At 66.7% G+C, this 23,742-nt stretch carries 21 protein-coding genes; 6 read left to right on the forward strand and 15 right to left on the reverse strand.

Annotated elements, in window-relative coordinates; all coding sequences use genetic code 11:
- Positions 1-43: 43 nt before the first annotated feature.
- A complete protein-coding gene (gene parE / locus HL653_RS18440; protein ID WP_171745801.1) occupies positions 44-2,023 on the forward strand; it encodes a DNA topoisomerase IV subunit B in 1,980 nt (659 codons plus the stop codon).
- Between the two features lie 91 nt (positions 2,024-2,114).
- Positions 2,115-2,981: a hypothetical protein gene (locus HL653_RS18445; protein WP_171745802.1), complete on the forward strand. Its 867-nt coding sequence runs from the start codon at positions 2,115-2,117 to the stop codon at positions 2,979-2,981.
- A gap of 37 nt (positions 2,982-3,018) precedes the next feature.
- Here HL653_RS18445 and HL653_RS18450 read toward each other — a convergent pair whose 3' ends face one another.
- The 3 genes from HL653_RS18450 to HL653_RS18460 are packed head-to-tail and all read right to left on the reverse strand — an operon-like array spanning position 3,019 to position 5,430.
- Positions 3,019-3,807 carry a LysR family transcriptional regulator gene (locus tag HL653_RS18450; protein ID WP_171745803.1) on the reverse strand — a complete coding sequence of 263 codons (789 nt, stop codon included), beginning with the start codon at positions 3,805-3,807 and terminating at the stop codon, positions 3,019-3,021.
- Between the two features lie 10 nt (positions 3,808-3,817).
- Entirely contained in the window at positions 3,818-4,219 is a 402-nt protein-coding gene (gene apaG, locus HL653_RS18455) for a Co2+/Mg2+ efflux protein ApaG (protein WP_171747103.1), read from the reverse strand.
- A 2-nt stretch (positions 4,220-4,221) separates the two neighbouring features.
- On the reverse strand, positions 4,222-5,430 hold the full coding sequence (locus HL653_RS18460; RefSeq protein ID WP_171745804.1) for a PLP-dependent aspartate aminotransferase family protein: 1,209 nt from the start codon (positions 5,428-5,430) through the stop codon (positions 4,222-4,224).
- 104 nt (positions 5,431-5,534) lie between these two features.
- Here HL653_RS18460 and HL653_RS18465 point away from each other — a divergent pair, with 104 nt between their 5' ends.
- Positions 5,535-6,083 carry a glutathione peroxidase gene (locus HL653_RS18465; RefSeq protein WP_171745805.1) on the forward strand — a complete coding sequence of 183 codons (549 nt, stop codon included), beginning with the start codon at positions 5,535-5,537 and terminating at the stop codon, positions 6,081-6,083.
- Between the two features lie 97 nt (positions 6,084-6,180).
- On the opposite strand, the gene HL653_RS18470 is transcribed toward HL653_RS18465, so the two are convergent.
- From HL653_RS18470 to HL653_RS18485, 4 genes are all read right to left on the reverse strand, one after another.
- Entirely contained in the window at positions 6,181-6,906 is a 726-nt protein-coding gene (locus HL653_RS18470; protein WP_253717051.1) for a GNAT family N-acetyltransferase, read from the reverse strand.
- Complete coding sequence (gene leuB / locus HL653_RS18475) at positions 6,903-7,952, reverse strand: 3-isopropylmalate dehydrogenase (RefSeq protein ID WP_171745806.1); 1,050 nt, start codon at positions 7,950-7,952, stop codon at positions 6,903-6,905. The genes HL653_RS18470 and leuB overlap by 4 nt, the downstream gene beginning before the upstream one ends.
- A 276-nt stretch (positions 7,953-8,228) precedes the next feature.
- On the reverse strand, positions 8,229-9,851 hold the full coding sequence (locus HL653_RS18480) for a peptidase dimerization domain-containing protein (RefSeq protein ID WP_171745807.1): 1,623 nt from the start codon (positions 9,849-9,851) through the stop codon (positions 8,229-8,231).
- Between the two features lie 281 nt (positions 9,852-10,132).
- On the reverse strand, positions 10,133-10,537 hold the full coding sequence (locus HL653_RS18485; RefSeq protein WP_171745808.1) for a hypothetical protein: 405 nt from the start codon (positions 10,535-10,537) through the stop codon (positions 10,133-10,135).
- Between the two features lie 104 nt (positions 10,538-10,641).
- Between HL653_RS18485 and HL653_RS18490 the strand changes: the two genes are divergently transcribed.
- Both HL653_RS18490 and HL653_RS18495 read left to right on the forward strand, forming a co-directional pair.
- A complete protein-coding gene (locus tag HL653_RS18490) occupies positions 10,642-13,167 on the forward strand; it encodes a response regulator (protein WP_171745809.1) in 2,526 nt (841 codons plus the stop codon).
- Between the two features lie 182 nt (positions 13,168-13,349).
- Complete coding sequence (locus HL653_RS18495; protein WP_171745810.1) at positions 13,350-14,987, forward strand: NAD(P)/FAD-dependent oxidoreductase; 1,638 nt, start codon at positions 13,350-13,352, stop codon at positions 14,985-14,987.
- Positions 14,988-15,043: 56 nt separating this feature from the next.
- On the opposite strand, the gene HL653_RS18500 is transcribed toward HL653_RS18495, so the two are convergent.
- The 4 genes from HL653_RS18500 to HL653_RS18515 all read right to left on the reverse strand — a co-directional run bounded on the left by HL653_RS18500 (position 15,044) and on the right by HL653_RS18515 (position 19,943).
- Entirely contained in the window at positions 15,044-15,355 is a 312-nt protein-coding gene (locus HL653_RS18500; RefSeq protein ID WP_171745811.1) for a GIY-YIG nuclease family protein, read from the reverse strand.
- A gap of 127 nt (positions 15,356-15,482) precedes the next feature.
- Complete coding sequence (locus HL653_RS18505; RefSeq protein ID WP_171745812.1) at positions 15,483-16,700, reverse strand: serine hydrolase; 1,218 nt, start codon at positions 16,698-16,700, stop codon at positions 15,483-15,485.
- Positions 16,701-17,013: 313 nt separating this feature from the next.
- The gene (locus tag HL653_RS18510) at positions 17,014-19,377 is read right to left on the reverse strand and encodes a TonB-dependent receptor (RefSeq protein WP_171745813.1); all 2,364 of its coding nucleotides are present in this window, start codon (positions 19,375-19,377) and stop codon (positions 17,014-17,016) included.
- Positions 19,378-19,553: 176 nt separating this feature from the next.
- A complete protein-coding gene (locus HL653_RS18515; RefSeq protein ID WP_171745814.1) occupies positions 19,554-19,943 on the reverse strand; it encodes a winged helix-turn-helix domain-containing protein in 390 nt (129 codons plus the stop codon).
- 157 nt (positions 19,944-20,100) lie between these two features.
- On the opposite strand from HL653_RS18515, the gene HL653_RS18520 reads away from it, so the two are divergent.
- Entirely contained in the window at positions 20,101-20,817 is a 717-nt protein-coding gene (locus HL653_RS18520) for a hypothetical protein (RefSeq protein ID WP_171745815.1), read from the forward strand.
- Positions 20,818-21,068: 251 nt separating this feature from the next.
- On the opposite strand, the gene HL653_RS18525 is transcribed toward HL653_RS18520, so the two are convergent.
- Genes HL653_RS18525 through HL653_RS18540 form a run of 4 tightly spaced genes read right to left on the reverse strand, consistent with a single transcriptional unit; the run spans position 21,069 to position 23,627 of the window.
- Entirely contained in the window at positions 21,069-21,704 is a 636-nt protein-coding gene (locus tag HL653_RS18525) for a 3-oxoacid CoA-transferase subunit B (RefSeq protein ID WP_171745816.1), read from the reverse strand.
- Positions 21,704-22,027: a DUF5076 domain-containing protein gene (locus HL653_RS18530; RefSeq protein ID WP_171745817.1), complete on the reverse strand. Its 324-nt coding sequence runs from the start codon at positions 22,025-22,027 to the stop codon at positions 21,704-21,706. Before HL653_RS18530 ends, HL653_RS18525 begins: the two co-directional genes overlap by 1 nt.
- The gene (locus HL653_RS18535; RefSeq protein ID WP_171745818.1) at positions 22,024-22,917 is read right to left on the reverse strand and encodes an HAD family acid phosphatase; all 894 of its coding nucleotides are present in this window, start codon (positions 22,915-22,917) and stop codon (positions 22,024-22,026) included. Before HL653_RS18535 ends, HL653_RS18530 begins: the two co-directional genes overlap by 4 nt.
- Positions 22,917-23,627 carry a CoA transferase subunit A gene (locus tag HL653_RS18540; protein ID WP_171745819.1) on the reverse strand — a complete coding sequence of 237 codons (711 nt, stop codon included), beginning with the start codon at positions 23,625-23,627 and terminating at the stop codon, positions 22,917-22,919. Before HL653_RS18540 ends, HL653_RS18535 begins: the two co-directional genes overlap by 1 nt.
- Positions 23,628-23,742: the final 115 nt, after the last annotated feature.

The following is a 23,742-nucleotide window of genomic DNA, read 5'->3' on the forward strand; positions in this document are numbered from 1 at the left end:
ATAAGGCTGACAGGGCGCCCCGAGCGCGCTAATCATCGGATACATGGCCGACGATCTCTTCGCTTCCTCCTCCAAAACCGATGTCACCTATGATGCCTCGTCGATCGAGGTGCTGGAGGGGCTGGAACCCGTCCGCCGCCGGCCGGGCATGTATATCGGCGGTATCGACGAGCGCGCCTTCCACCATCTCGCCGCCGAAGTGCTCGACAATGCGATGGACGAGGCGGTCGCGGGCCACGCCACCCGCATCGAGGTGACGCTGGCGCCCGGCAATCGCTTCACCGTCGTCGACAATGGCCGCGGCATCCCGATCGACGAGCATCCCAAGCATCCCGGCAAGTCCGCGCTCGAGGTGATCCTGACGACGCTCCATTCGGGCGGCAAATTCTCGGGGAAGGCCTACAACACGTCCGGCGGCCTGCACGGCGTCGGCAGCAGCGTCGTGAACGCGCTGTCGTCGGACCTCGTGATCGAGGTGGCGCGCGACAAGCAGGTCTATCGCCAGACCTATTCGCGCGGGCTTCCCACCTCCGCCCTTGAAATGGTCGGCCAGACGCAGAACCGGCGCGGCACCAGCGTCTCCTTCACGCCCGATGCCGAGATTTTCGGCGAGACGATGCGCTTCAAGCCGACGCGCCTCTATCGCCTCGCCCGCTCCAAGGCCTATCTCTATGCGGGCGTCGAAATTCGCTGGCGCTGCGATCCCAGCCTGATCGGCGACGATACCCCGCCCGAGGCCGTCTTCCAGTTCCCCGGCGGCCTTGCCGATCACCTGAAGGAGCAACTGGGCGAGCGGGCCTGCGCCACCAGCGAGCCCTTCACCGGCCGCCAGGAATTTCCCGATGCGCAGGGCTCGGTCGAATGGGCGGTGGCCTGGCCGCTCCATTCGGACGGCAGCTACAGTTACTATTGCAACACCATTCCGACCCCCGACGGCGGCACGCACGAACATGGTTTGCGCGCCGCGCTGGTGAAGGCGGTGCGCGCGTTCGGCGAACTGGTCGGCAACAAGAAGGCCAAGGATATCGCGCCGGAGGACGTGACCTCCGAGATCGAGCTGATGCTCTCGGTCTTCATCCGCGACCCGCAATTCCAGAGCCAGACCAAGGATCGCCTGACGAGCCCCGAGGCCGCGCGCCTCGTGGAAAACGCGATCCGCGACCATGTCGACCATTTCCTGTCGCACAATATGGAGCGGGGCAAATCCCTGCTCGGTTTCGTGCTGGACCGGATGGACGATCGCCTCCGCCGCAAGGCCGAGCGCGAGGTGAAGCGCAAGACGGCGACGTCAGGCCGCAAGGTGCGTCTGCCCGGCAAGCTCACCGATTGCGCGAATGACGATCCGGCGGGCACCGAATTGTTCATCGTCGAGGGCGACAGCGCGGGCGGCTCCGCCAAGCAGGCGCGCGACCGCAAGACGCAGGCGATCCTGCCGATCCGCGGCAAGATTCTGAACGTCGCATCCGCCGCGTCCACCAAGGTCTCCGCCAACCAGGAGATCGCCGATCTCACGCTGGCGCTCGGCTGCGGCGTGCGGGACAAATGCGACCCCACCGCGCTCCGCTACGAACGCATCGTCATCATGACCGACGCCGACGTCGACGGCGCGCATATCGCCACCCTGCTGATGACCTTCTTCTTCCAGGAGATGGCCGCGATCGTCCGCGACGGGCGCATCTTCCTCGCCCAGCCGCCGCTCTACAGGCTCACGGCCGGCGGCAAGAGCCTCTACGCCAAGGATGACGAGCAGCGCGCCCGGATCGAGGCGAAGGAGTTCAAGGGCAAGAAGGTGGAGGTCGCGCGCTTCAAGGGCCTCGGCGAAATGAATCCGCAGCAGCTGAAGGAAACGACGATGGACGCCAAGACGCGCACCCTCGTCCGCATCACGCTGCCGCAGGAATATGAGGAGCGCGCCGTCGTCCGCGATCTGGTCGATCGGCTGATGGGCCGCAACCCGGAACACCGCTTCGCCTTCATCCAGGCCAATGCGAGCGCGCTGGACGAGGAAGCGATCGACGCGTGATCGATATCACGCTCGGTTTTTCCCCGGGCTGCTAACGCTTTTGCAGGGTATCCGACGCTAGGTGACGCCCCCGATACTATCGGGAAAAAATATGCGGCCTTTCATCGTTGCATGCCTTCTGCTGACAGCCGCCACCCCGTCGGGCGTGATCGCCGCCGATCGCGTCGTCACGCTGATCCCGGGACATCCTTTCGCCGAAGCGATCCGGATCGGCACGGCGTCGGGCGGCCCGAACCTCCGCGACGTCGTCGCGCCGGACATTGCCGCCAAGGTGTTCACCTCGAAGTCCGACGATCGCCCCGCAAATGCCTGGTTCACCCGAACGTATGAAGCAGCGCTCCGCACCAATGGCTTTCTGGCGCGCACGCCCGCGCTCGCTCGCTATGCGCTGAACGCCGAAGTCGCCACGCTGGCGATCACGCCTTCGGTCACCGGCTCTCACACCAGCGGCACGGTCACCTACCGGCTGATCGAGATCGCCACAGGGCGACAGGTCTGGAGCGAAACGCAGACGGTGGATTTCGATGTTCGGCGCGGGATGCGCTTCGGCAAGATCGGCGGCGCGGTCGGCCTCGCCGTGGCCGGCGCGCTGACCGGTCAGAACCCGGCGGTGACCGGCACCATGATCAACGGGCGCGGCGTGCGGCCGTTCGACACCCGGATCGACGTGTATGAAGGTATCATGCGCGGCTTCCAGCACATGGCGCAGCAGAGCATGAAATCGCTGTCACTGGGCTCGAATGCTCCTGAACCGGCCCGAATCGCTCCCGTGCAGGTGGCCGTGGCCACTCCCGCACGCGCGTCCGGCCAGGAGGAGGTTCAGCGCGCTTCGCCTTCGCCGGCACCGATCGAGAGCGCTCTCGCCATCCGTCCGCCTGCTCCGGCAGCTCCACGCCGCGCCAAGGTTTCGACCGTTCCGGTCAACGACACGGTCGAGGTGCCGTACGATAACCTATGACGTCGTTCGGTAGCGCGGGGTCCACCTGTTAAGACGTTTACGAAGACAGCGCTGCAACCAGCGCCTTCACCTTCTTCTGGCGCCACTGGGGCACAGGCGCGACGAGCCAATACGTCTTATCGCCTGGGACGCGTGCCTCTTCGATCACACGCCCCGAGGCGAGGTCGGCTTCGGCGAGTATAGCGGGCACGGTCGCACGGCCGAACCCTGCGGCGGCGGCGTCGATCGCAAGCCCCGCGTCCGCGACAAACAGCAGAGGTTCGGCCTCCGCATCAGGCGAACCAGGCCAGCCGATCGGCTGTTCGATACCGCTTTCCGGAGCGGCGACCGTCACATAGTCGCTGCCCCCGATCTCGATGCCCTCATGCTCTCCCTTGGAGGAAGCAAGGCAGACCGCCAGATCGAGATTGGCCTCGGTAAAGTCCAGCCCCTCGTCGGCCGCGACCAGCTTGAAGCGCAACTCGGGATCGGTGCGCCCGTAAGCAGCGAGCCGAGCCGCCAGCCACTTGGCCGTGAAATCGCGCGGTGCCGCGATCGTCAGCGTCTTGGAGGTCTGGCCCGCCTGCATCGCGCGCACGGCCTCCTCGAATTCGAGGAAGCCACGCCGGAGCGCCTCCAGCCCGGCACCACCCTCGGGAGTCAGCTCCAGCCCCTTGGCGGTACGGCGGAACAGGACGACGCCGAGCGTCTCCTCCAGCGCGCGGATCTGCTGGCCAACGGCGGCCGGCGTCACCGCCAGCTCGTCGGCGGCGCGGGTGAAGGACAGGTGGCGCGCGGCGGCATCGAGCACGCGCAGCGCGTTGAGGGGAAGATGGGTGCGCTTCATGACCGTCCGCTCAATCGACGGCCGTGCCGACCAGCGCGAAGCGCGGGATGCGGGCGTCGAACACGTCGCCATCGGCGCGGATCATCTTGTAGCTGCCCTCCATCGATCCGGTGGGCGTATCGAGCGGGCAGCCCGAAACATAATCGTAGCTTTCGCCCACCGCGATCAGGGGCTGCGCGCCGACGACGCCCTCCCCTTCCACGCGGTGGCGCGCGCCGTGGCCGTCGGTGATGATCCAGCGGCGGCTGACCAGCTGCACCGGCTGATCGCCCGCATTCTCGATCCGGATATGATAGGACCAGAACCAGCGGCCGCGCTCGGGCTGCGACTGATCGGCGAGGAAGCTCACGGACACGCGCACGATCACGCCCTGCGTTTCCTCCACATAGGGGAAGAGCAGATCCGTGAGCATCGTCACAGCCCGACCGACTCCAGAGCGCGATCCAGATCCTCGATCAGATCCTCGGGATCCTCAAGGCCGACGTTCAGCCGCAGCATCCCCTCGCCCACGCCCATCGCCTCGCGCACCTCGGCGGTCAGGCCCGCATGGGTGGTGGAGGCCGGATGCGTCATCAGCGAGCGCGAGTCGCCGATATTGTTCGAGATGTCGATCAGGGCGAGCGCATCGAGCAGGCCGTGCGCCTGCGCGCGACCACCCTCCAGATTGACGGCGAGGATCGTGCCGCCCGCCTGCATCTGGCTCATGGCGAGAGCGTGCTGCGGATGGCTCGGCAGGCCCGGATACAGGCATTCGGGCACGCGCTTGTCGAGGAAGGTGGCGACCTTCAGCGCATTCTCGCTCTGGCGGCGGATGCGCAGATCCAGCGTTTCCATGCCCTTCAGCACCACCCAGGCATTGAAGGCCGAGAGCGTCGGGCCGGTGTTGCGGATGAACGCCAGCAACGTCTTCTCGATAAACTCTTCGGTGCCGCAGACGGCGCCCGCCAGCACGCGCCCCTGCCCGTCCATCATCTTCGTGGCCGAATAAGCGACGATGTCCGCGCCATAGTCCATCGGCCGCTGCAGCATCGGCGTGGCGAAGGCATTGTCGACGATCGAGGTGATGCCCCGTTCGCGCGCGATGCCGCACACCGCCGCCAGATCGACGATGTCGAGCGTGGGGTTGGCGGGCGTCTCGAAGAAGAAGACCTTCGTGTTCGGGCGGATCGCATCGCGCCACTGCTCCGGCTCGCGCGCATCGATGATCGTCGTCTCGATGCCGAAGCGCGGCAGCAACGTATCGGTCAGCCAACGGCACGAGCCGAACGCGGCGCGCCCGGCGACGACATGATCGCCCTGGCTGAGCTGGCACAGCAAAGCGGCCGTCATCGCGGCCATGCCCGTCGCCATCGTGCGGCAGGCCTCGGCCCCCTCGATCAGGGCGATGCGCTGCTCCAGCATCTCCACGGTGGGATTCTGCAGGCGCGAATAGGTCATCCCCTGCTGTTCGCCGGCAAAGCGCGCGGCGGCGTCGGCGGCCTTGTCGTAGGTGTAGCCGGAGGTGAGGAACAAAGCCTCGCTCGTCTCGCCATATTCCGAACGCGCGGTGCCGCCGCGCACCGCCTGCGTGGCGGGGCGCCAGCTCTGGGTGATGCTGCGATCCTGGCCGGTCTTCTTTTTCATGCCCTTGCCTTTGCGGTGGGCGTGGGGCCTGCGTCAACCGTGGAGTCCCGACGTTGACTTGTCACGCTCGCTCGGGAGAAACGGCCCTCGAAGGAGTTTCGCCGATGACCGCCATTCAGGACGTGCCGCTGAAGACCATCCTGGGCGAGGCCACCAGCCTTGCCGATTATGCCGGGCAGGTGCTGCTGATCGTGAACGTCGCCTCCAAATGCGGGCTGACGCCGCAATATGAGGGCCTCGAGAAGCTGTACGAAAAGTATAAGGACGAGGGTTTCGCCGTGCTGGGCTTCCCGGCCAACGATTTCGCCGCGCAGGAGCCGGGCAGCGACAGCGAGATCCTCGACTTCTGCACCACCAATTTCGGCGCGAGTTTCCCGATGTTCGCGAAGATCGGCGTCGTCGGCCCGGACAAGCATCCACTCTATCGTGAGCTGACCGAGGCGCTCCCCGCCGCGCAGAATGACGGGCCGATGCGCGGCCGGCTGGAAAGCTACGGCATGACGCCCAATCCGCAGCCGGAAGTGCTGTGGAATTTCGAGAAGTTCGTGATCGGCCGCGACGGCGAGCCCGTCGCCCGCTTCGCACCGGACACCGCACCCGACGATGACGCGCTGATCAGCGTGATCGAGAAGGAATTGTTCGCCAGCGAGTAAATCCCCGTGCTCCTGCGAAAGCAGAAGCCCAGAGCTGCAAGCGCTGTGCGCCGAACTCTGGACTCCCGCTTTCGCAGGATCACAGGATGACATTCCATCATCCCGTCGGGATCATCGCCGTCGAATAAGGCACGAGATCGTGCCAGCCAAGCTGGAGGTAGAGGCCGCGCCCGGCAGCGGTGGCCGTGAGGATCTCACGCGAGGCCGGATCGCGGCGACGGCGGGACAGAGCCGCCATCAATGCCCGGCCGAGGCCGCGCCGCTCATGTCGTGGCTCGGTCCGGATGCGGTCATAGATGAACACCCCATCCGTCTCGGCGGCATAGCCGCTCGCAGCAGGGCTGCCATCGTCCGAGACGATGCGGGCGAACCAGACCGGTCCCTCCCCATCGATCGCCACCGTGTAGCCGGGAGGCAGATCCGCCGCGTACTCCTGCGAACGCAGGCGACCAGAGCCGCAAACCTTGCCCTCGAAGCCCTGGACTCCCCCGTCCGCAGGAGCGCGCTCCGGTCGCGAAAAACCATCCCGCCCCATCACCCACGAATTGGACGAAATCGCCCAGCGCGGCGGCAGGATCGCCAGCAATTCCCCGGCCGGGCGGCAGAGCTTGAGCGGCACGAATGGCTCGTCGATCGTATGGCCCAGTTCGCGCAACCCGTCGCAGGGATCGACGAACACATAGCGCCGGCGCTCGTCGGGATGCCCCGTATCGACGCGCACGCCTCCCCGATCCGGCACCGGCGCGGGCAATCCGCGCGAGAGCGAGCGGGCGGCCAGCCACGCCGCCATCAGCGGCAGGGTGACGCCCGCTCCGCTCGTCACAGCGCGGCGAGGACCGCGTCGCCCATCTGGACCGTCGTGTGCGTGCCGCCCAGATCGGGCGAGCGCGCGCCGCCGGCCAGCGCGGCCGCCACGGCCGCCTCGATCCGATCCGCCTCGGCGGCCATGCCCAGCGAGTAACGCAGCATCATCGCGGACGACAGGATCGTCGCCAGCGGATTGGCCTTGCCCTGCCCGGCGATATCGGGCGCGGAGCCGTGGATCGGCTCGTACAGGCCCTTGCCGTTCGCATCGAGCGTGGCCGAGGGCAGCATGCCGATCGAGCCCGCGCACATGCTCGCCTGATCGGAGAGAATGTCGCCGAACAGGTTGCCGGTGACGATCACGTCGAACTGGCCGGGGTTGCGGACCAACTGCATCGCGGCATTGTCGACATACATGTGGCTCAGCTCGACGTCGGGATACTCGGCCGACACTTCGATCACGACGTCACGCCACAGCTGCGAGGTTTCCAGCACATTGGCCTTGTCGACCGAGCAGAGCTTGCCGCGCCGGGCGCGGGCGGTTTCGAAGCCGACGCGGGCGATGCGGGCCACTTCGTCCTCATTATAGGACATGATATCATAGCCTTCGCGGCGACCGTTCGCAGTCGTCCGCATGCCCTTTTCGCCGAAATAGACGTCGCCATTCGTCTCGCGCACGATCACCAGATCGATCGCGGAGGCGACTTCCGGGCGCAGCGCCGAGGCGTCGGCCAGCTCGGGAAAGAGCTTGGCGGGGCGCAGGTTGGCGAACAGGGTCAGCCCCTTGCGGAGGCCGAGGATAGCCTGTTCGGGGCGCAGATCGCGCGAGAGGCTGTCGCCGCGCGGATCGCCGATCGCGCCGAACAGGACGGCATCGGCCTTGCGCGCGATCGCGAGCGTCTCTTCGGGCAGCGGATGGCCCGCCGCCTCATAGGCGACATAGCCGACATAGCCTTCCTCGTACGAAAGCCGATCACCGCACACGACATCCAGCACGCGCCGCGCCTGCGCGATCACTTCGGGGCCGATCCCGTCGCCGGGGAAGAGGGCAATCAGCTTGGTCATTCTCTGTTCCAGTCTCGTTTCGAAAGGTCAGGCCGAGGCTCGTGTCGGCAACCGATCGAGACAGGACAAGGATCGGCGCCGGCAGAGTCGCATCCGCGCCCCTTTGCACGGACGAGCGGCCGGTGGACAGCCCAAGCGCCAGCCATTCCCCGTCATTCCCGCGAAAGCAGGAACGCATTCATGCCGAACCGCCAAGATTCACTCCACGCCGATGGATCCCCGCTTTCGCGGGGATGACGACCGAATGGAGCGGACCTGGAGTCGCTCTTTCCCGGATCATGCTCCCTTCGCGGGTTCGCCCTTGCCCGGAGGCGTGGTCAGCATCGGCCACTTGATGCCGAGCTGCTCCAGATAGGTCCCGTATTTGGCGGGGTTATAATAATATGGCTTCAGCTGCGGGGCGAAGCGCGCCATCGTATCGCTGTTCAGATCGACCGGCGGCTTGTCTTCGGCGGCCAGCATCGGGACATATTTCTGCGTCTTGGTCTGGACGTTCGTGAAATAGTCCTTCGCCGCCGCGCGCAGCTCCGGCTTCAGCAGCAGATCCAGCGTCGTCATCGCGATCACCTTCGATCCCGCGACCACGCCCTTGTGCGCGATCGGCGTGGCCATCGCGATCGCGTTCACCCAATTGTGACCCGGCAGGTTCGGAATGTTGGCGGGATAGGAGACGACGATCGTGGGCACGTTCCACGACACGTCCCCGATATCGTCCGAGGGGCCGCTGCCGGGGTTGGCGGGCGGCGGACGCAGCTCGCCCAGCTGTGTATCGAGCCCGTCCTGCGGCGCGCCGATATTCTTCTGCACCAGCTTGGCGAAGGTCTGCTCGTCGTCGGTCCACTTGGGCAGGCCGACCGCCTTGATATTCTCCTCGGCATCCTCTGCGATCGGGCGGCTGAAATGGCCCGGCGCGGCCGAGCCGAGCAGGCGATGCGTGACGGTGGTGAACGACATCGTCGCCGCGCCCTGCGCGATCGTGTTGCCCGTCTCGTACAGGTTCTTGATATTGTCGAACGTCTGCTCGCGGAAATAATACCAGACCGAGGCTTCGGGCGGGACGACGTTGGGCTGATCGCCCCCGTCGCGGATCACGTAATGCGAGCGTTGCTCGGGGCGGAGATGCTCGCGCTTGAAGTTCCAGCCCACATCCATCAGCTCGACGCCGTCCAGCGCGGAGCGACCACGCCACGGGGCCACGGCGGAGTGCGCCGCCTCGCCGTGGAAGCTATATTCGACCGAGACGAGCCCGGTGCCGCCCGAATAGCCCCAGCGCGTGCCGAGATTGCTGCCGACATGCGTGAAAAGAACCGCATCGGCATCCTTGAACACGCCCGCGCGAACCATGAAGGCCTTGCCGGCGAGCAATTCCTCGGCGACGCCCGGCCACAGCATCAGCGTGCCGGGGATCTTCTCCTTCGTCATGATGTCCTTCACGGCGAGCGCCGCGACGATATTCACGGCCTGCCCCGAATTATGCCCCTCGCCATGCCCCGGCGCGCCGACCACGAGCGGATCGCGATAGGGCACGCCCGGCTTCTGCGAGGCCTTGGGGATGCAATCCAGATCGGAGCCGAGCGCGATCTCCGGGCCGCCCGTGCCGTTGGTCCATTTCGCCACCCAGGCGGTGGGCATTCCGGCCACGCCGCGCTCGATCGTGAAGCCGTTCTTTTCGAGCAGAGCCGTCAGATATTTGGAGGTCTCCACCTCGTGCATGCCGAGTTCGGAGAAGCTGAACACGCTGTCGGTGATGACCTGCGCGAGCTTGGCGCGGGCATCGACGCCAGCCACGGCGCGCGCCTTCAGCGCGGCGACATCGGGAGTCTGGGCGCTCGCCACGGTGGCAGCGGACAGCGTCAGCCCGGCGAACAGCGCGGCACGGACTTTCTTCAAGCGAGTCATAATCACCCCCCGATTCTTGCAAACGGAGGATGGTGTGCGCAGTTTTTCACGTGCGGACAAGCCGACCTGCGCAGGATGACGGATTGCGGGTGCGGAGGCCAGCAGGAATTGGGCGGACGCCGGAATCTCAAGCCCAGAAGCAGCGGCAATCGTCCTCCCCTCCCTCAAAGGGAGGGGATTGAGGGGTGGGTGGCTATCGGCGGGCGTCGTAGCCGCAAGCGGGAACACCCACCCCCAGCCCCTCCCTTCCAGAAAGGGGAGAGCATGGGGCTCGCCTTACCTCAACTCTCGCGCGGCGGGCCCTTGGGACGCTCGGGGCGCGGGCCGCGCGGGCGATCGGGACGGCCGCCCCCGGGACGCGAGCCGGGGCGCGGCGCGCCGCGCGGACCGCCACGGGGCGCATCCGGACGCGGGCCCGAGGGCCGCGGCGGCGGCGGCGCGCTACCGGTGGGCGTGACCGAATAGCCCTCCTTCAGCATCCGGTTGAACGCGCCTCGCACCGAGGCCGCGATCGCGGTCTGCACCTCCTTGGGCAGATCGGCGAAGGCGGTGTTCGGGCCCATCGCATTGATGTCGCGCAGCAGAGAGTTCGGCATCCCCTTCGACGCGGTCTTGAGCGCCGCGACGGCGTCCATAACGGCGGAAAAGAGGATTTCCTGCATGATGTCGGTCGCCGAATTCTTCATAGTCCCCTCGCAATGACGCGCATCCGTGCGGCCGCGACACGGTATCCCGTTGCGGCCGATCCGTGGTGCCCTTAGGGGTTCCTGCGAGTGTGAGGAAGCCGCCTATGCGCCAGCCGCGCGAGTTCATTTCCGCAAAGTGGGCGGCCCTGCTCGAAGCGGCCGAGCGCCTCTCGGAAGCGCGCAGCCTGGATGGGATCATCGAGATCGTCCGCAATGCCGCGCGCGGCATCAGCGGCGCGGACGGAATCACGTTCGTGCTGCGCGACGAGGATCAGTGCCATTATGTCGCGGAGGACGCGATCGGCCCCTTGTGGGTCGGCCATCGCTTCAAGCTGGAGGAGTGCGTCTCGGGCTGGGCCATGCTCCACGGCCAACCGGCACTGATCCCGGACATCTTCCAGGATCCGCGCGTACCGGTCGAGGCCTATCGCCCGACCTTCGTGAAAAGCCTGCTGATGGTGCCGGTGGGCAGCGGCGAGCATGCCGCGGCCATCGGCGCCTATTGGGCGCAGACCGGCACGCCGCCGGATGATGTCATCGCGCTGATGACATTGCTCGCGCGTTACGTGGCGGCGGCGATGGACAATGGCCGTCTGCTGCGCGCGGCGGGCGTGGAGATTGCGGCACGCGGGCATGCGGAGACGAATCTGCTCGCCAGCAACGCCCGCTTTCGCGCCGCCGTGGACGCGGTGCGCGGCGTGCTGTGGACCAATACGCCCGAAGGTCAGATGGCGGGCGAACAGCCGGGCTGGTCCGCGCTCACCGGCCAGACGCCCGAGCAATATCGGGGTTACGGCTGGGCCGATCGCGTCCATCCCGACGATTCCGGTCCGACGATCGCGGCGTGGGAGGTGGCGGTGGCCGCACGCGCGCCCTTCATCTTCGAGCATCGCGTGCTGCGGCGCGACGCCAGCTGGGGCCATTATGCGGTCCGCGCCATCCCTGTGCTGGATGCGGACGGTGCGATCACCGAATGGGTGGGCGTCCACACCGACATCACCGAGCAGCGCGAGAGCGAGGCCGCGCTGCTGGAGTTGAACGCGACGCTGGAAACGCGCATCGACCAGGCCGTGGCCGAGCGCGAGGCGATCGAGGACGTGCTGCGGCAGGCGCAGAAGATGGAAGCGGTCGGCCAGCTGACCGGTGGCATCGCGCACGATTTCAACAATCTTCTGACCATCATCATGGGCAATATGGAGATGGTGTCGCGCAAGCTGGGCGACACGCCCGAACCGAGCGTGCTGCGCGCGATCACCAATGCCCAGCGCGGCGCCGAGCGCGCGGCCACGCTCACCCAGCGCCTGCTCGCCTTCGCGCGCCGCCAGCCGCTGGCGCCCAAGCCCACCGATGTCGGCCGCCTGATCGCGGGCATGTCCGATCTGCTGACCCGATCGCTGGGCGAGACGGTGGCGATCGAGACGGTCTCGGGTGCCGGTCTGTGGCTGGTCGAGGTCGACCAGAACCAGCTGGAAAGCGTGATCATCAACCTCGCCGTCAATGCGCGCGATGCGATGCGGGGCGCGGGCAATCTCACCGTGGAAGTGCAGAATACGGTGATCGACCGGGCCTATGCGGCGATCCATACCGAAGTGGCCGCCGGCCCCTATGTCGTCATCGCCGTCACCGATACGGGTGCTGGCATGGCGCCGGACGTGCTGGCCCGCGCCTTCGATCCCTTCTTCACCACCAAGGAGGTGGGCAAGGGCACGGGCCTCGGACTCAGCCAGGTCTACGGCTTCGTCAAGCAATCGGGCGGCCACGTGAAGATCTATTCGGAGCCCGGCCAGGGCACGAGCGTGAAGATCTATCTGCCGCGCTTCCTTGGCGGAGAGACGGTCGAAGCCGAGCCCGAGCCGGTGGTCGCCGATCGCGGCGTCCATGACGAGACGATCCTCGTCGTCGAGGATGACGACGACGTGCGCGCCTACACGGTCGAGATATTGCGCGAGCTGGGCTATCGCGTGCTGGAGGCGCATGACGGGCCGACCGCGCTGCGCCTGCTGGAACGCCAGCAGGCCGAGGTCGATCTGCTCTTTACCGACGTGGTGATGCCGGGGATGACCGGTCGCGAACTGGCCGATGCGGCGCGGCGGCTCTATCCGCACCTGCTCACCCTGTTCAGCTCGGGCTATACGCGCAATTCGATCATTCACGGCGGGCGGCTGGATCAGGGAATCGATTTCCTCGCCAAGCCCTTCACCTTCTCCGCCCTCGCGCAGCGCGTGCGCGAGATCCTCGACCGGAGCGAACTCAACCGCATCCTGTTCCTGGATGCCGACGACAGCCGGCGGCTGCTCGCGATCGATCTGGTGCGCCAGCTGGGCTTCACGGTCGAACCCGCCGCCTCCGCGATGGAGGCGCTCGGCAAGCTCCGCAGCAGTGCGGGCGGCTTCGACGTGGTGGTGGTGGATTTCGATGCGGTCGGCAGCGAGCTGGACGGGCTGATCCGCCAGATCCACGCGGTGCGCAAGGAGCTGCCCGTGCTGATCGCGGCCGACGCGAGCGTGCTGGACGATCTCGCGGCGCGGCACGAGACGCCGTGCATCGGCCTGCTCGCCCGCCCCTATGACAGCCATGCCCTGCGCGGGGCACTCGGGCGGCTGAGCGTACGGTGTCGGCCTGCGGGCTGACCTTCCGTCCCCCTCTCTCTTTCCCCCCGTCACCCCGGCGAAAGCCGGAGTCCATGTTTCGGCTCACTCGCGGCAAGACACCCGGCCGCCCGATGGATCCCGACTTTCGTCGGGATGACGGCATAGAGGAGAGCCGCAACAGCCCGGTTTCTCCGCGCCCGCACAAAGTCTAAAGGCGGGCGATGCTTCGCCTGTCCGAACTGAAACTGCCGCTGGATCATCCGGCCGACGCTTTGCCCGCCGCCATCCTCGCGCGGCTGGGCATCGCGCCCGCCGATCTGATCGACTGGAAGATCGCGCGCCGCGCCAACGATGCGCGCCGCCGGTCCGCGATCCTGATGGTCTATTCGGTCGACGTGACGCTGGCGGACGAGGCCGCCGTCCTCGCGCGTTTCGCGGGCCAGCCGCATCTGCGCCCCACGCCCGACGAGAGCTATCGTCCCGTCGGCACCGCGCCCGCCGAAGGCCCCCGCCCCGTCGTGATCGGCGCAGGGCCGTGCGGCCTGTTCGCCGGGCTGATCCTCGCCCAGATGGGCTTCCGCCCGATCATCCTGGAGCGCGGCAAGGTCGTACGCGAGCGGACCAAGGATACGTGGGGCCTGTGGCGCCGCGCGGTGCTGGAACCCGAAAGCAACGTGCAGTTCGGCGAGGGTGGCGCCGGCACCTTCTCCGACGGCAAGCTCTACAGCCAGATCAAGGACCCCCGCCACCTCGGCCGCAAGGTACTGACCGAATTCGTGAAGGCCGGCGCCCCGCCCGAAATCCTCACCGAGGCACATCCCCATATCGGCACCTTCCGCCTCGTGACGATGGTGGAGGCGATGCGCGAGACGATCCAGGAGCTGGGCGGCGAATATCGCTTCGGCACCCGCGTCGAGGATTTCGAAGTCGAGCAAGGGCCGGGCGGCACGCGGCGTCTGCGCGGGCTGCATCTGAGCGACGGCAGCTTTCTGGAGGCCGAACATGTCGTGCTGGCGGTGGGGCACAGCGCGCGGGATACGTTCGCGAAGCTTTACGAGCGCGGCGTGCATGTCGAGGCCAAGCCCTTCTCGATCGGCGTGCGCATCGAGCATCCGCAGAGCTGGATCGATCGCGCGCGCTTCGGCGCCTGCGCGGGCCATCCCGATCTGGGTGCGGCCGCCTACAGTCTCTCGCATCACTGCGCGAACGGGCGCACGGTCTACAGCTTCTGCATGTGCCCCGGCGGGCGCGTGGTGGCGGCGACATCCGAGCCGGGCCGCGTCGTCACGAACGGCATGAGCCAATATTCGCGCGCCGAGTTCAACGCCAATTCGGGGCTGGTGGTGGGGATCGATCCCGAGCGCGATTATCCCGGCCATCCGCTGGCGGGGATCGATCTGCAGCGCAGGCTGGAGAGCCTCGCTTACACGGCCGGCGGATCGAATTATTCGGCGCCGGTGCAGCTGGTGGGCGATCTGCTGGCGCGCTGCGCCTCGACCGCGCTGGGCGCGGTGACGCCCTCCTACAAGCCGGGCGTGACGCCGACCGACCTTGCCGCCTGCCTGCCCGATTTCGTGATGGAGGCGTTCCGCGAGGCGCTGCCGGTGTTCGGGCGCCAGATCGCGAATTACGATCATCCCGAAGCGACGCTGACCGGCGTGGAGACGCGCACCTCCTCGCCCATCCGCATCACGCGCGGCCGCGATTTCCAGAGCCTCAACACGGAGGGGCTTTTCCCCGCGGGCGAAGGCGCCGGCTATGCGGGCGGGATTTTGTCCGCGGGCGTGGACGGGATCAAGGTGGCGGAAGCCGTGGCGCGGGCGATCCTGGGCGAGGATGCGGTGGAACGGGCGGCCTGACGGGACAGCCTGCTCCCTCCCTCTTCTTCGTCATTCCCGCGAACGCGGGACCCAGCTTAGGCGAGCGGCGTAAAGCCGAAATCGCAGGCCAGATCCCTCCACTCCGGGTTGGAACGCTCGATCAAATCGAGCTTCCACGCGCGGTTCCACTTCTTGATCCGCTTCTCACGCAGGATCGCCTGCTCCATCGTCTCGTGCGGCTCGAACCAGACCAGCATTCGAGCCCCGTAGTCACGGGTGAAACCCGGCAGCACGCGGCGACGGTGCTGATCGATCCTCACGAGGAGATTGGACGTCACGCCAACGTAAAGCGTGCCGTTCCGCTGGGATGCCAGCAGGTACACGAAAGGCGAGCGATCGGGCAGCACGCGCCGTTGTTACTGGGTTCCCGCGTTCGCGGGAATGACGAAGAAGAACAGCGAGCCGCTCGTCGCCATACCGCAAGCTTAAACCAAGCCTCGCGAGATGCCAGTCTGCGCTGGCATGACAGAGGGGTTACGGCCGCTCGATCTCCACCCAGTCATGCTGGGGGCGGCCATAATATTGGTCGAGGATTTCCAGTGCCATGCCGGTGGGCTTCACCGACTGGCTGTTCCACAGGATCGCCACGCCCACCTTCTCCTGCGGATCGAACAGGATCATCGAGCGATAGCCGCTCACCGCCCCGCGATGGCCGACCAATTGATGCCCCTCATAGTCGGTCTGGCGGAAGCCGAGGCCGTAGCTGTTCAGCGTCTGCGCGCGATCGTAAGGCGCGGAGCCGTGCGGCGTCTGCACGCGCGGGACATGCAGCGTGAACAGCAGTTTCTGGTTCAGCACGTTGGGCGCACCGCCCATCTGCGCGCGCATCCAGATGCCGAGATCCAGGATCGAGCTGTTCATGCCCCCCGCCGCCGGCACGCGATAATAAGCCTCCTCCACCGGAAGCGTATGACGGCCATTGTGCGGCTGCGCCCAGCTTTTCGCGCCGACGAGGCCCTCGCGCGTCGTGCTGGCGCTCGTCATGCCGAGCGGGCCGAAGATCAACTCGTGCGCGGCCTGATCATAGGTCTTGCCCGTCGCCTTCTCGATCGCCTCGTGGATCAGATCGTAGCCGACATTCTGATAGGCGAAGCAGGTCCCGGGCGGGCACATCGGATAGAGCGGCTCGAACGAGCGGCGGATCTCGGCGGGATCGACATTGTCCTCCAGCCGATCGTCATAGGCGTTCTTCACGATGCCGAGCCGGTGCGAGATCGCATCGGCCAGCGTGGCGACATGCTCGTTGCCCTTGGGCAGGCGGATCGAATCCGACCATTTGGACACAGGATCGTTCAGCGAGAGCTTGCCCTGCTGATCGAGCAGGGCCGCCATCGTCGCGGCGACGCCCTTCGAGACGGACGCCCAGCGGAACAATGTGGTCGGCAGCACCTTGTCGTCACCGCCCGCCTTGGTGACGCCATAGCCCTTCACGAAGGCGAGCTGGCCATCCTCGACCACGGCGATGCCCATGCCGACCATGTCGCCGCGCCGCATCAGCGCCTCGGCCCGCGCCTCGACCCGATCGAAATTGATGCGGCCCTTCTTCGGGTCGAGCGGCCCCGCTCCCAGCTTGCGCTCGGCCTTGGCGGCGATGCGCTGGCCCTGCTTGGCGGGCGTGAAATTGTGGCGCGCGATCACGATGATCTCGACGAGCGCCACGAGCAGCAGCAACGCGATCAGGCTGCGAAGCACGAGTGGCTCGCGCCAGAAGGCACGGCGCGAACGGGGTGTGGAGGGTGGTGGCGTCACGAAACTCTAATTCTGGTTGTGACGCCCAGATGTCGCGGAGCGCGCCGCCCGCGTCAACGAAAGGCTCAACGCTTCGCCGCGCCGGGGCTGCGACGAAGCGTTTGATGTTTGTTTGGGTCCGCCTGATGGCGGAGTGCCGCACCAGCCCACTCCCCCACCCGGCCTCCCAAACAGAGTATCCTAGATGGGAGGCCGGGTGGGGGAGCGGACTGGTGCGGCACCGAAATGCGCTCTTCCGCGCATTTCTCAAACGAACTCAGGTCCGAACCCTGAGCGTCACCCCATAGGTTCGCGGATCGCTCGGCGTGCCGAGGATCAGGCCCGAATTGCCCGCCTGGATCGTCAGGTTCTGGATATAGTTCGTGTTGAACAGGTTGCGGGCGAACACCGCCACTTCCCAGCCCTTGTCGTCGCGATAGCCGAGGCTGGCATTGGTGACGTTGTAGCCGCGGATGAACGTGTAGCGGGACAGCGACGGATCGCCATAATAGCCGCTGCGCCAAGCGCTGTCGGCATGAAGCACGAGAGCGCCGGAGCGGCCCGCAGCCGAAACCGCCGGCGTCCAGTCGCCGCCGATCGTCGCGGCCCAGGTCGGCAGGCCCGAGAGGCGCCGTCCGGTGAGGTTGCACGCCGTGGTCGCCGCCGTCTGGAATTCCAGCGGACACGGACCCGCCGGATAATCGGCGTAGCGGCCATGCGCATATTCCAGCGCCCCGCGCAGGGAGAGCGTGCGCGTGACGAGCGCGGTCGCATCCACCTCGACACCCTTCACCACCACCTTCGGGATATTCGACAGATAGCCGCGCAGCGCCACCGTCTGGCTGCTGTCCACGATCGTCGCCTGAAAATCGGTGACGCGCGTGTAATAGGCATCCGCGTTCAGGATCAGGCGCCGGTCGAACAGGCGCGTCTTCACGCCCGCCTCCCACGTCGTATTCTTCTCCGGCCGCACGACGGCGGTGGAGAGAGCGGGCTGGTTGGTGGAGGTGAGCGCGAGGCCCGACATGTTGATGCCGCCCGATTTGAAGCCGCGCGCGAAGCTCGCATAGCCCATGATGCCATCGGTCAGCTGGTAGCTCAGATTGGCGCGGCCGGAGAGACTGCCGTCATTGTCCTTCGCCGCATAGGTCTGCGGGCGCAGGATCGAGAGCTTGGCGTTCACCAGCGTGGTATTGGTCGTCGGCAGGCCACCGAAGACGAACGTGTCGTAGCTGCCGGTCTTATGCTCATAGGTATAGCGCAGGCCGCCCGTCGCGGTCAGGCGCGGCAGGATTTTCCAGTTGACCTCGCCGAACGCGGCATAGCTTTTCGAGCGGAAATCGGTCGTGCCGTTGGTGCCATATCCGTCGAGCAGATTTTGCGGATATTGGCTGGCGGGCCCGAGCAGCCAGTAGGTCGCCTGCGGGCCGTAGATGCTGATCGGGTGGCCGATCAGGCTCTGCTGGAAATAATAGAGGCCGGCGACATAGCTCAGCGCATGATCGCCGTTCGAGGCGACGCGCAGTTCCTGGCTGAACTGGTGCTGCAGCGAGGGGATGTGCTGCGTGATCTGGATCGGCACGCCGGTATAGTCGCGGTCGTTGGCCGCATCCCAATCCCAGAAACGCCATCCGGTGACGGAGGTGATCGTCGCCGGGCCGATGTCCCAATCGGCGATTCCGGTGACGCCGCCCTCGCTGGTGGACACGTCCAGCTGCGCATCGATATCGGTCACGCGGTCATAGGCATTGGTGCTGGGCGGCGCATAGCCGAGCCCCGCCGCCAGCGCGGGAAACTGGCGCGCGGCCGCGCGCTGGCTCTGGCCGACGCGGAGATAGACCTGCGTGCAGCAATTGCTCGAAAAGCCGGTGTAATCGGCGATCAGCTTGAATTTGAACGTGGCGGTGGGCTTCCACAGCAATTGCCCGCGCACCGCCTGATTGCCGATCCCGTTATGATCGCCGCCGCGCACGTTGCGGATCACGCCGTCGCGGCGCGTGGAGAGGCCGGACAGGCGGATCGCCAGCACATCGTCGATGATCGGCGCGGAGGCCGAGGCGCGCACCTGCAGGAAGCGATAATTGCCGTAGGAGAGTTCCGCCGAACCCTCGGGCGTGAAGCTCGGCTCCTTCGAGGTGATGCTGATCGCGCCCGCCGTGGTGTTCTTGCCGAACAATGTTCCCTGCGGCCCGCGCAGCACCTCGATCTGCTCGATGTCCGAGAAATCGAACGCGGCGGTGGCGGGGCGCGCATGATAGACCTGATCGATATAGAAGCCGACGCCCGGCTCCAGCCCGTCATTGGCCTGGCTGACCGCGACCACCGACGAGCCGAGGCCGCGGATCGTGAAGGCCGTGTTGCGCGGATTGGCCGAGCTGTAATTGACGCTCGGCACGAGCAGGCTGAGCCCCTGCGTATTCACCGTATAGCTGCGCTGGAGTAGCTCCGCATCGACCACCGAGAGCGCGCCGGGCACGCTCTGGGCATCCTCGGTGCGGCGGCGCGCCGTGACGACCACGTCCGGCAAACCGGCCTCGGCGCCTTCGGCCGCGGATACGGCGTCGGGCGCCTCGGCACGGGCGGCGCCCGGAGCGAGCATGGCAAAAACAAGCGCGGTGAGCGCGGTGGTGGTCGATCGCATCTCTGTCCCCCTGGGCTTCGCGCCGGACTTTATATTCTCCCGTATATCGAGATCGCCGCGCGTGAAAAGCGAGACCTCTCCATGGGTTGGACGGGATCGACGTGCAGGAGTCGGCGGACGCCGTCGCCCCTCTGGTCGCCGTCACCCTGAAACAGGTTCAGCATGACGGGCCGGGATTATTCGTCCTTGGCGCGCTCTTCCGCCGCGAGCGGCTCGGCGCGGATCATCGCGGCCAGCGTGCGGCTCGCCTCGCTCTCCGCCAGCACGGCCGAGGCTTCCTCCAGCGCGCGGAACGCCGCGATCGCCTTGTGCCCGGCCGGCGTCAGCCGCGCGCCGCGCTCGCGTCCGCCGCCCGCCAGCGTCTCCACCAGTGGCTCGGTGAAGCAGCGATTGGTTTCGTCGACCAGCAGCCACGCGCGCCGATAGCTCATGTCCAGCGATCGGGCCGCGCCGGAGATGGAGCCTTCCCGATCCAGCGCCTCCAGCAACTGCGCCTTGCCCGGCCCCATCGCGAAGCGATCGCCGCAGATCATGCGGAGCTTGATCAGAAGCGGTCCGATTTTCATCGCAACCCGCCCTTCACGATCTCCGTATTGATCGTGAGCGCCGATGTGGCACTATTGGACTGGGTTTGGATTGGGGGATTCAAAATTGGCTACCCTTGCGAAACGGCCGTCGCGCATCGGCAGCGACGAGCGCTTTTTCCTGATTAGCGCGATTATCATGACGGCGATACTCGTCGCCGGCTTCTCGCTCAGCATCGCGATGGGCCACTCCTCGTTCGGCGCGCCGCTGCGCGTGCACCTGCACGGCATCGTCTTCTTCGGCTGGACGATGCTCTATCTGCTCCAGAATATCCTCGTCGGGCAGAATATGCTGCTCGGAACGCGCTATCGCGAGATCCATAAGATGCTCGGCTGGCTGTCGGTCGTCTGGGTGCCGGCGATGGTGGCGCTGGGTACGTGGGTGACGGTCGCGATGGCACGAGAAGGCTATGTCCCCTTCTTCTTCCAGCCGCTCTATTTCCTCGTCATGGATCCGCTCAGCGTGCTGAGCTTCGCCGGGCTGACGACGGCGGCGATCGTGATGCGGAAGCGCACGCAATGGCACCGGCGCCTGATGTTCTGCGGGATGACGATCCTGCTCGGGCCGGGCGTCGGGCGGATGCTGCCGATGCCGTTCCTGATCCCCTATGCGGGTTGGGCCGTGTTCGCCGTGATCATCCTGTTTCCGCTCGCCGGGATGATCCGCGATCTGCGCGTGAGCGGCGCGGTGCATCCGGCCTGGTGGTGGGGCGCCGGCTCGATCGTGGCGATGATGGTCGCGATCGACCTGATCACGTTCAGCCCGCTCGGCCTTGCGCTCTACGGCTGGGTGACGGCCGGATCGCCGGGCGCGAGCGTGGCGCCCCTCGCCTTCCCGCCCTTTCCGGGGGCGTGAAGAAATACCCGTCATTACAATCCCGGCCTTGAGCCGGGCTCGCGCTGACGAAGAGAGTGAAAGCGAACGGCGTCACCTCTCCCCTCCCTGCAAGGGAGGGGTTGGGGGTGGGTGGAGCGAGGTGGCGCGGGTCGCTTCTTATGCGCCCCTCATAACCTCGTTCATCATCGAGTCCCGGGCCGCATAGTGGGCGACCCACCCCCGCCCCCTCCCTTGCAGGGAGGGAAGCAGGTCGGAAAATGGGAGCGGGATTACGAAATATAGTGGGCCGTCGTTTTCGCCGCGATGTCCTCGGCCGTCACATCCGGCGCCAGTTCGATCAGCTTGAACGGGCTGTCATGATCGGGGCGGCTGAACACGCACAGATCGGTGATGATCATGTCGACCACGTTGGTGCCGGTGAGCGGCAGCGTGCAGGCCGGGATGAACTTGGCGTCGCCGTTCTTGGACGTGTGCTCCATCACGACGATGATCTTCTTCACGCCGGCGACGAGATCCATCGCGCCGCCCATGCCCTTCACCATCTTGCCGGGGATCATCCAGTTGGCGATGTCGCCATTCTCGGCCACTTCCATCGCGCCCAGCACGGTGAGGTCGATATGGCCGCCGCGGATCATCGCGAAGCTGTCCGACGAGGAGAAGAAGCTCGACGAAGGCAGCTCGCTGATCGTCTGCTTGCCGGCGTTGATCAGGTCCGCATCCACCTCGTCATCATAGGGAAACGGCCCGATGCCGAGCATGCCGTTCTCGGACTGGAGCGTCACCTCCATCCCTTCCGGGATATTGTTCGCCACCAGCGTCGGGATGCCGATGCCGAGGTTCACGTAGAAGCCGTCTTCCAACTCGCGCGCGGCGCGCGCCGCCATCTGGTTGCGATCCCAAGGCATCAGTTGAGGCTCCCGTCCTGAATGGTCGTCACTGTGGTGGTCTGGCCGCGCAGCGCCTCGCTCAGGCCCTGCGCGATGGCTTCGAGCGCGGCATCTTCCTCGATCGACCAGGTGCCGGCGTAAGCGCGCGCGGCGTGGCGCATCGTGTCGGCCATCAGATAGCCGAACATCTTCGGATCCTCGAGCCGGAAGGCGGCGATCCACACGCTCGCCCCGCCCTCGTCATTGACCCAGACGCGCGCGATCTCCGCCGAGTCCGGCCCCAGATCCTCGGCATTTTCCAGCGTGATGCGGCCTTCCGGCTCCCAGGTGCTGCTGCTCATCGTGCGCTCTCCTCCGGCCCCGGCCAGCGATGATCCGGAAAGACCTGCTCCAGCGTGCCCGCATCGCCCGGGCCGTAGGCCGGGTTCGGCATCAGGAACCAGCCCTGCCCCCAGCGCGCCGAGACGGACGGCAGCGCCGCCAGCGCGCGCCGGGCTGCGGGCGCGAGACCCTTTGCATTGAACAGATCGCTGAAATCGCCGAGTTGGTCCCCGCCCATCGCGATCACGCAGAAGCGGGCGGACACGGCGGCGCGGCGCGGATCCTTGCCGCTGGCGGCGCCCGCATCGCGCAGGAACATCGTCTCGCCCTGCGCGGCCGGGCCGAGGCCGGCGGCGGCGAGCGCCTGCGCGGCCTGCGCGGCGAAGCGGGTCTGGCGATTGCTGATGAAGATCGGCGTCACCCCCGCCGCCCGCAGCGCCGCCAGCGCCTCGACCGAGCCGGGCACGGGATCGACGAATGCGGGACTCGCTTCCTCCCATGTATCCCAGCGGGCGGGATCATAAGGCGGATCGCCCCGGCGGGCCGAATCGTAATTGGCACCGCTGTTGAGAATCGCAGTCTCGTCCATGTCGAGGACGATCGCGGCGGGCTTCGACCCACAGTCGGCCCAGCGCGGCGCCTCCAGCGTGGCGCCGTCCGTCAGCACCGCGCCCTCGATCGGCTGGCCCTTCCGGCGCGCCTCGACACGATCCAGCACGTAGCGGGTCAGCGCGCCATAGGATTGGCGCGAGATCGCGGCGGCCTCGGCCGAGCCAAGCCACTGATAGACTTTCGGCACCGACGGCGCGGGAGCGGGTTTCGCCATCACCGGCGCCACCGTCTCCGCAGACATGGTCGCGCAGCCGCCCAGCGCCATCAGCGCGAGTGCGGCCACAGCGGGCCGAAGCATCACGCCGCCTCGCGCGGACGCGTGGTGCGGAACTCGATCTTCTTGTCGTAGGGCGCGCCGACGACAAGACGCTTCACATAGATGCCGGGCACGTGGATCGCATCGGGGTCGAGGCTGCCGACCGGCACGATCTCCTCCACCTCGGCGACCGTCATCTTCGAGGCGGTGGCCATCGGCTGGTTGAAGTTGCGCGCGGTCTTGCGGAAGATCAGATTGCCGCTCTCGTCCGCCTTCCAGCCCTTGATGATCGAGAGGTCGGCGACGATGCCGCGCTCCAGCACATAGGTCTGGCCGTCAAACTCCTTCAGTTCCTTGCCGTCCGCCACGATCGTGCCGACACCGGTCTTGGTATAGAAACCGGGAATGCCCGCGCCGCCCGCGCGGCAGCGCTCGGCCAAGGTGCCCTGGGGGCAGAATTCCACCTCCAGCTCGCCCGCCAGATATTGCCGCTCGAATTCCTTGTTCTCGCCCACATAGGACGAGATCATCTTCTTGATCTGACGCGTGCGCAGCAGCTTGCCGAGGCCGACGCCGTCGATGCCGGCATTGTTCGATACGACCGTCAGACCCGTCACGCCCGACGCCTCGATCGCATCGATCAGGCGCTCCGGCAGGCCGCACAGGCCGAAGCCTCCCGAGCAGATCGTCATCCCGTCCCGCAACAGCCCCGCCAGCGCCGTGGTCGCATCGGAATAGATCTTGTTCGCCATGCCCGGTCATCCCTCACGCATCGTCGATTTCTTGGCGGATTAGGAGCGCCCGGCAGGCCCGTCAACGCGCCACCGAACCGTCATATCGCCGTCACGCCCTCGCCTGCTATGAGCG

This window comes from Sphingomonas sp. AP4-R1 (assembly GCF_013113735.1).
GTDB lineage: Bacteria > Pseudomonadota > Alphaproteobacteria > Sphingomonadales > Sphingomonadaceae > Sphingomonas_I.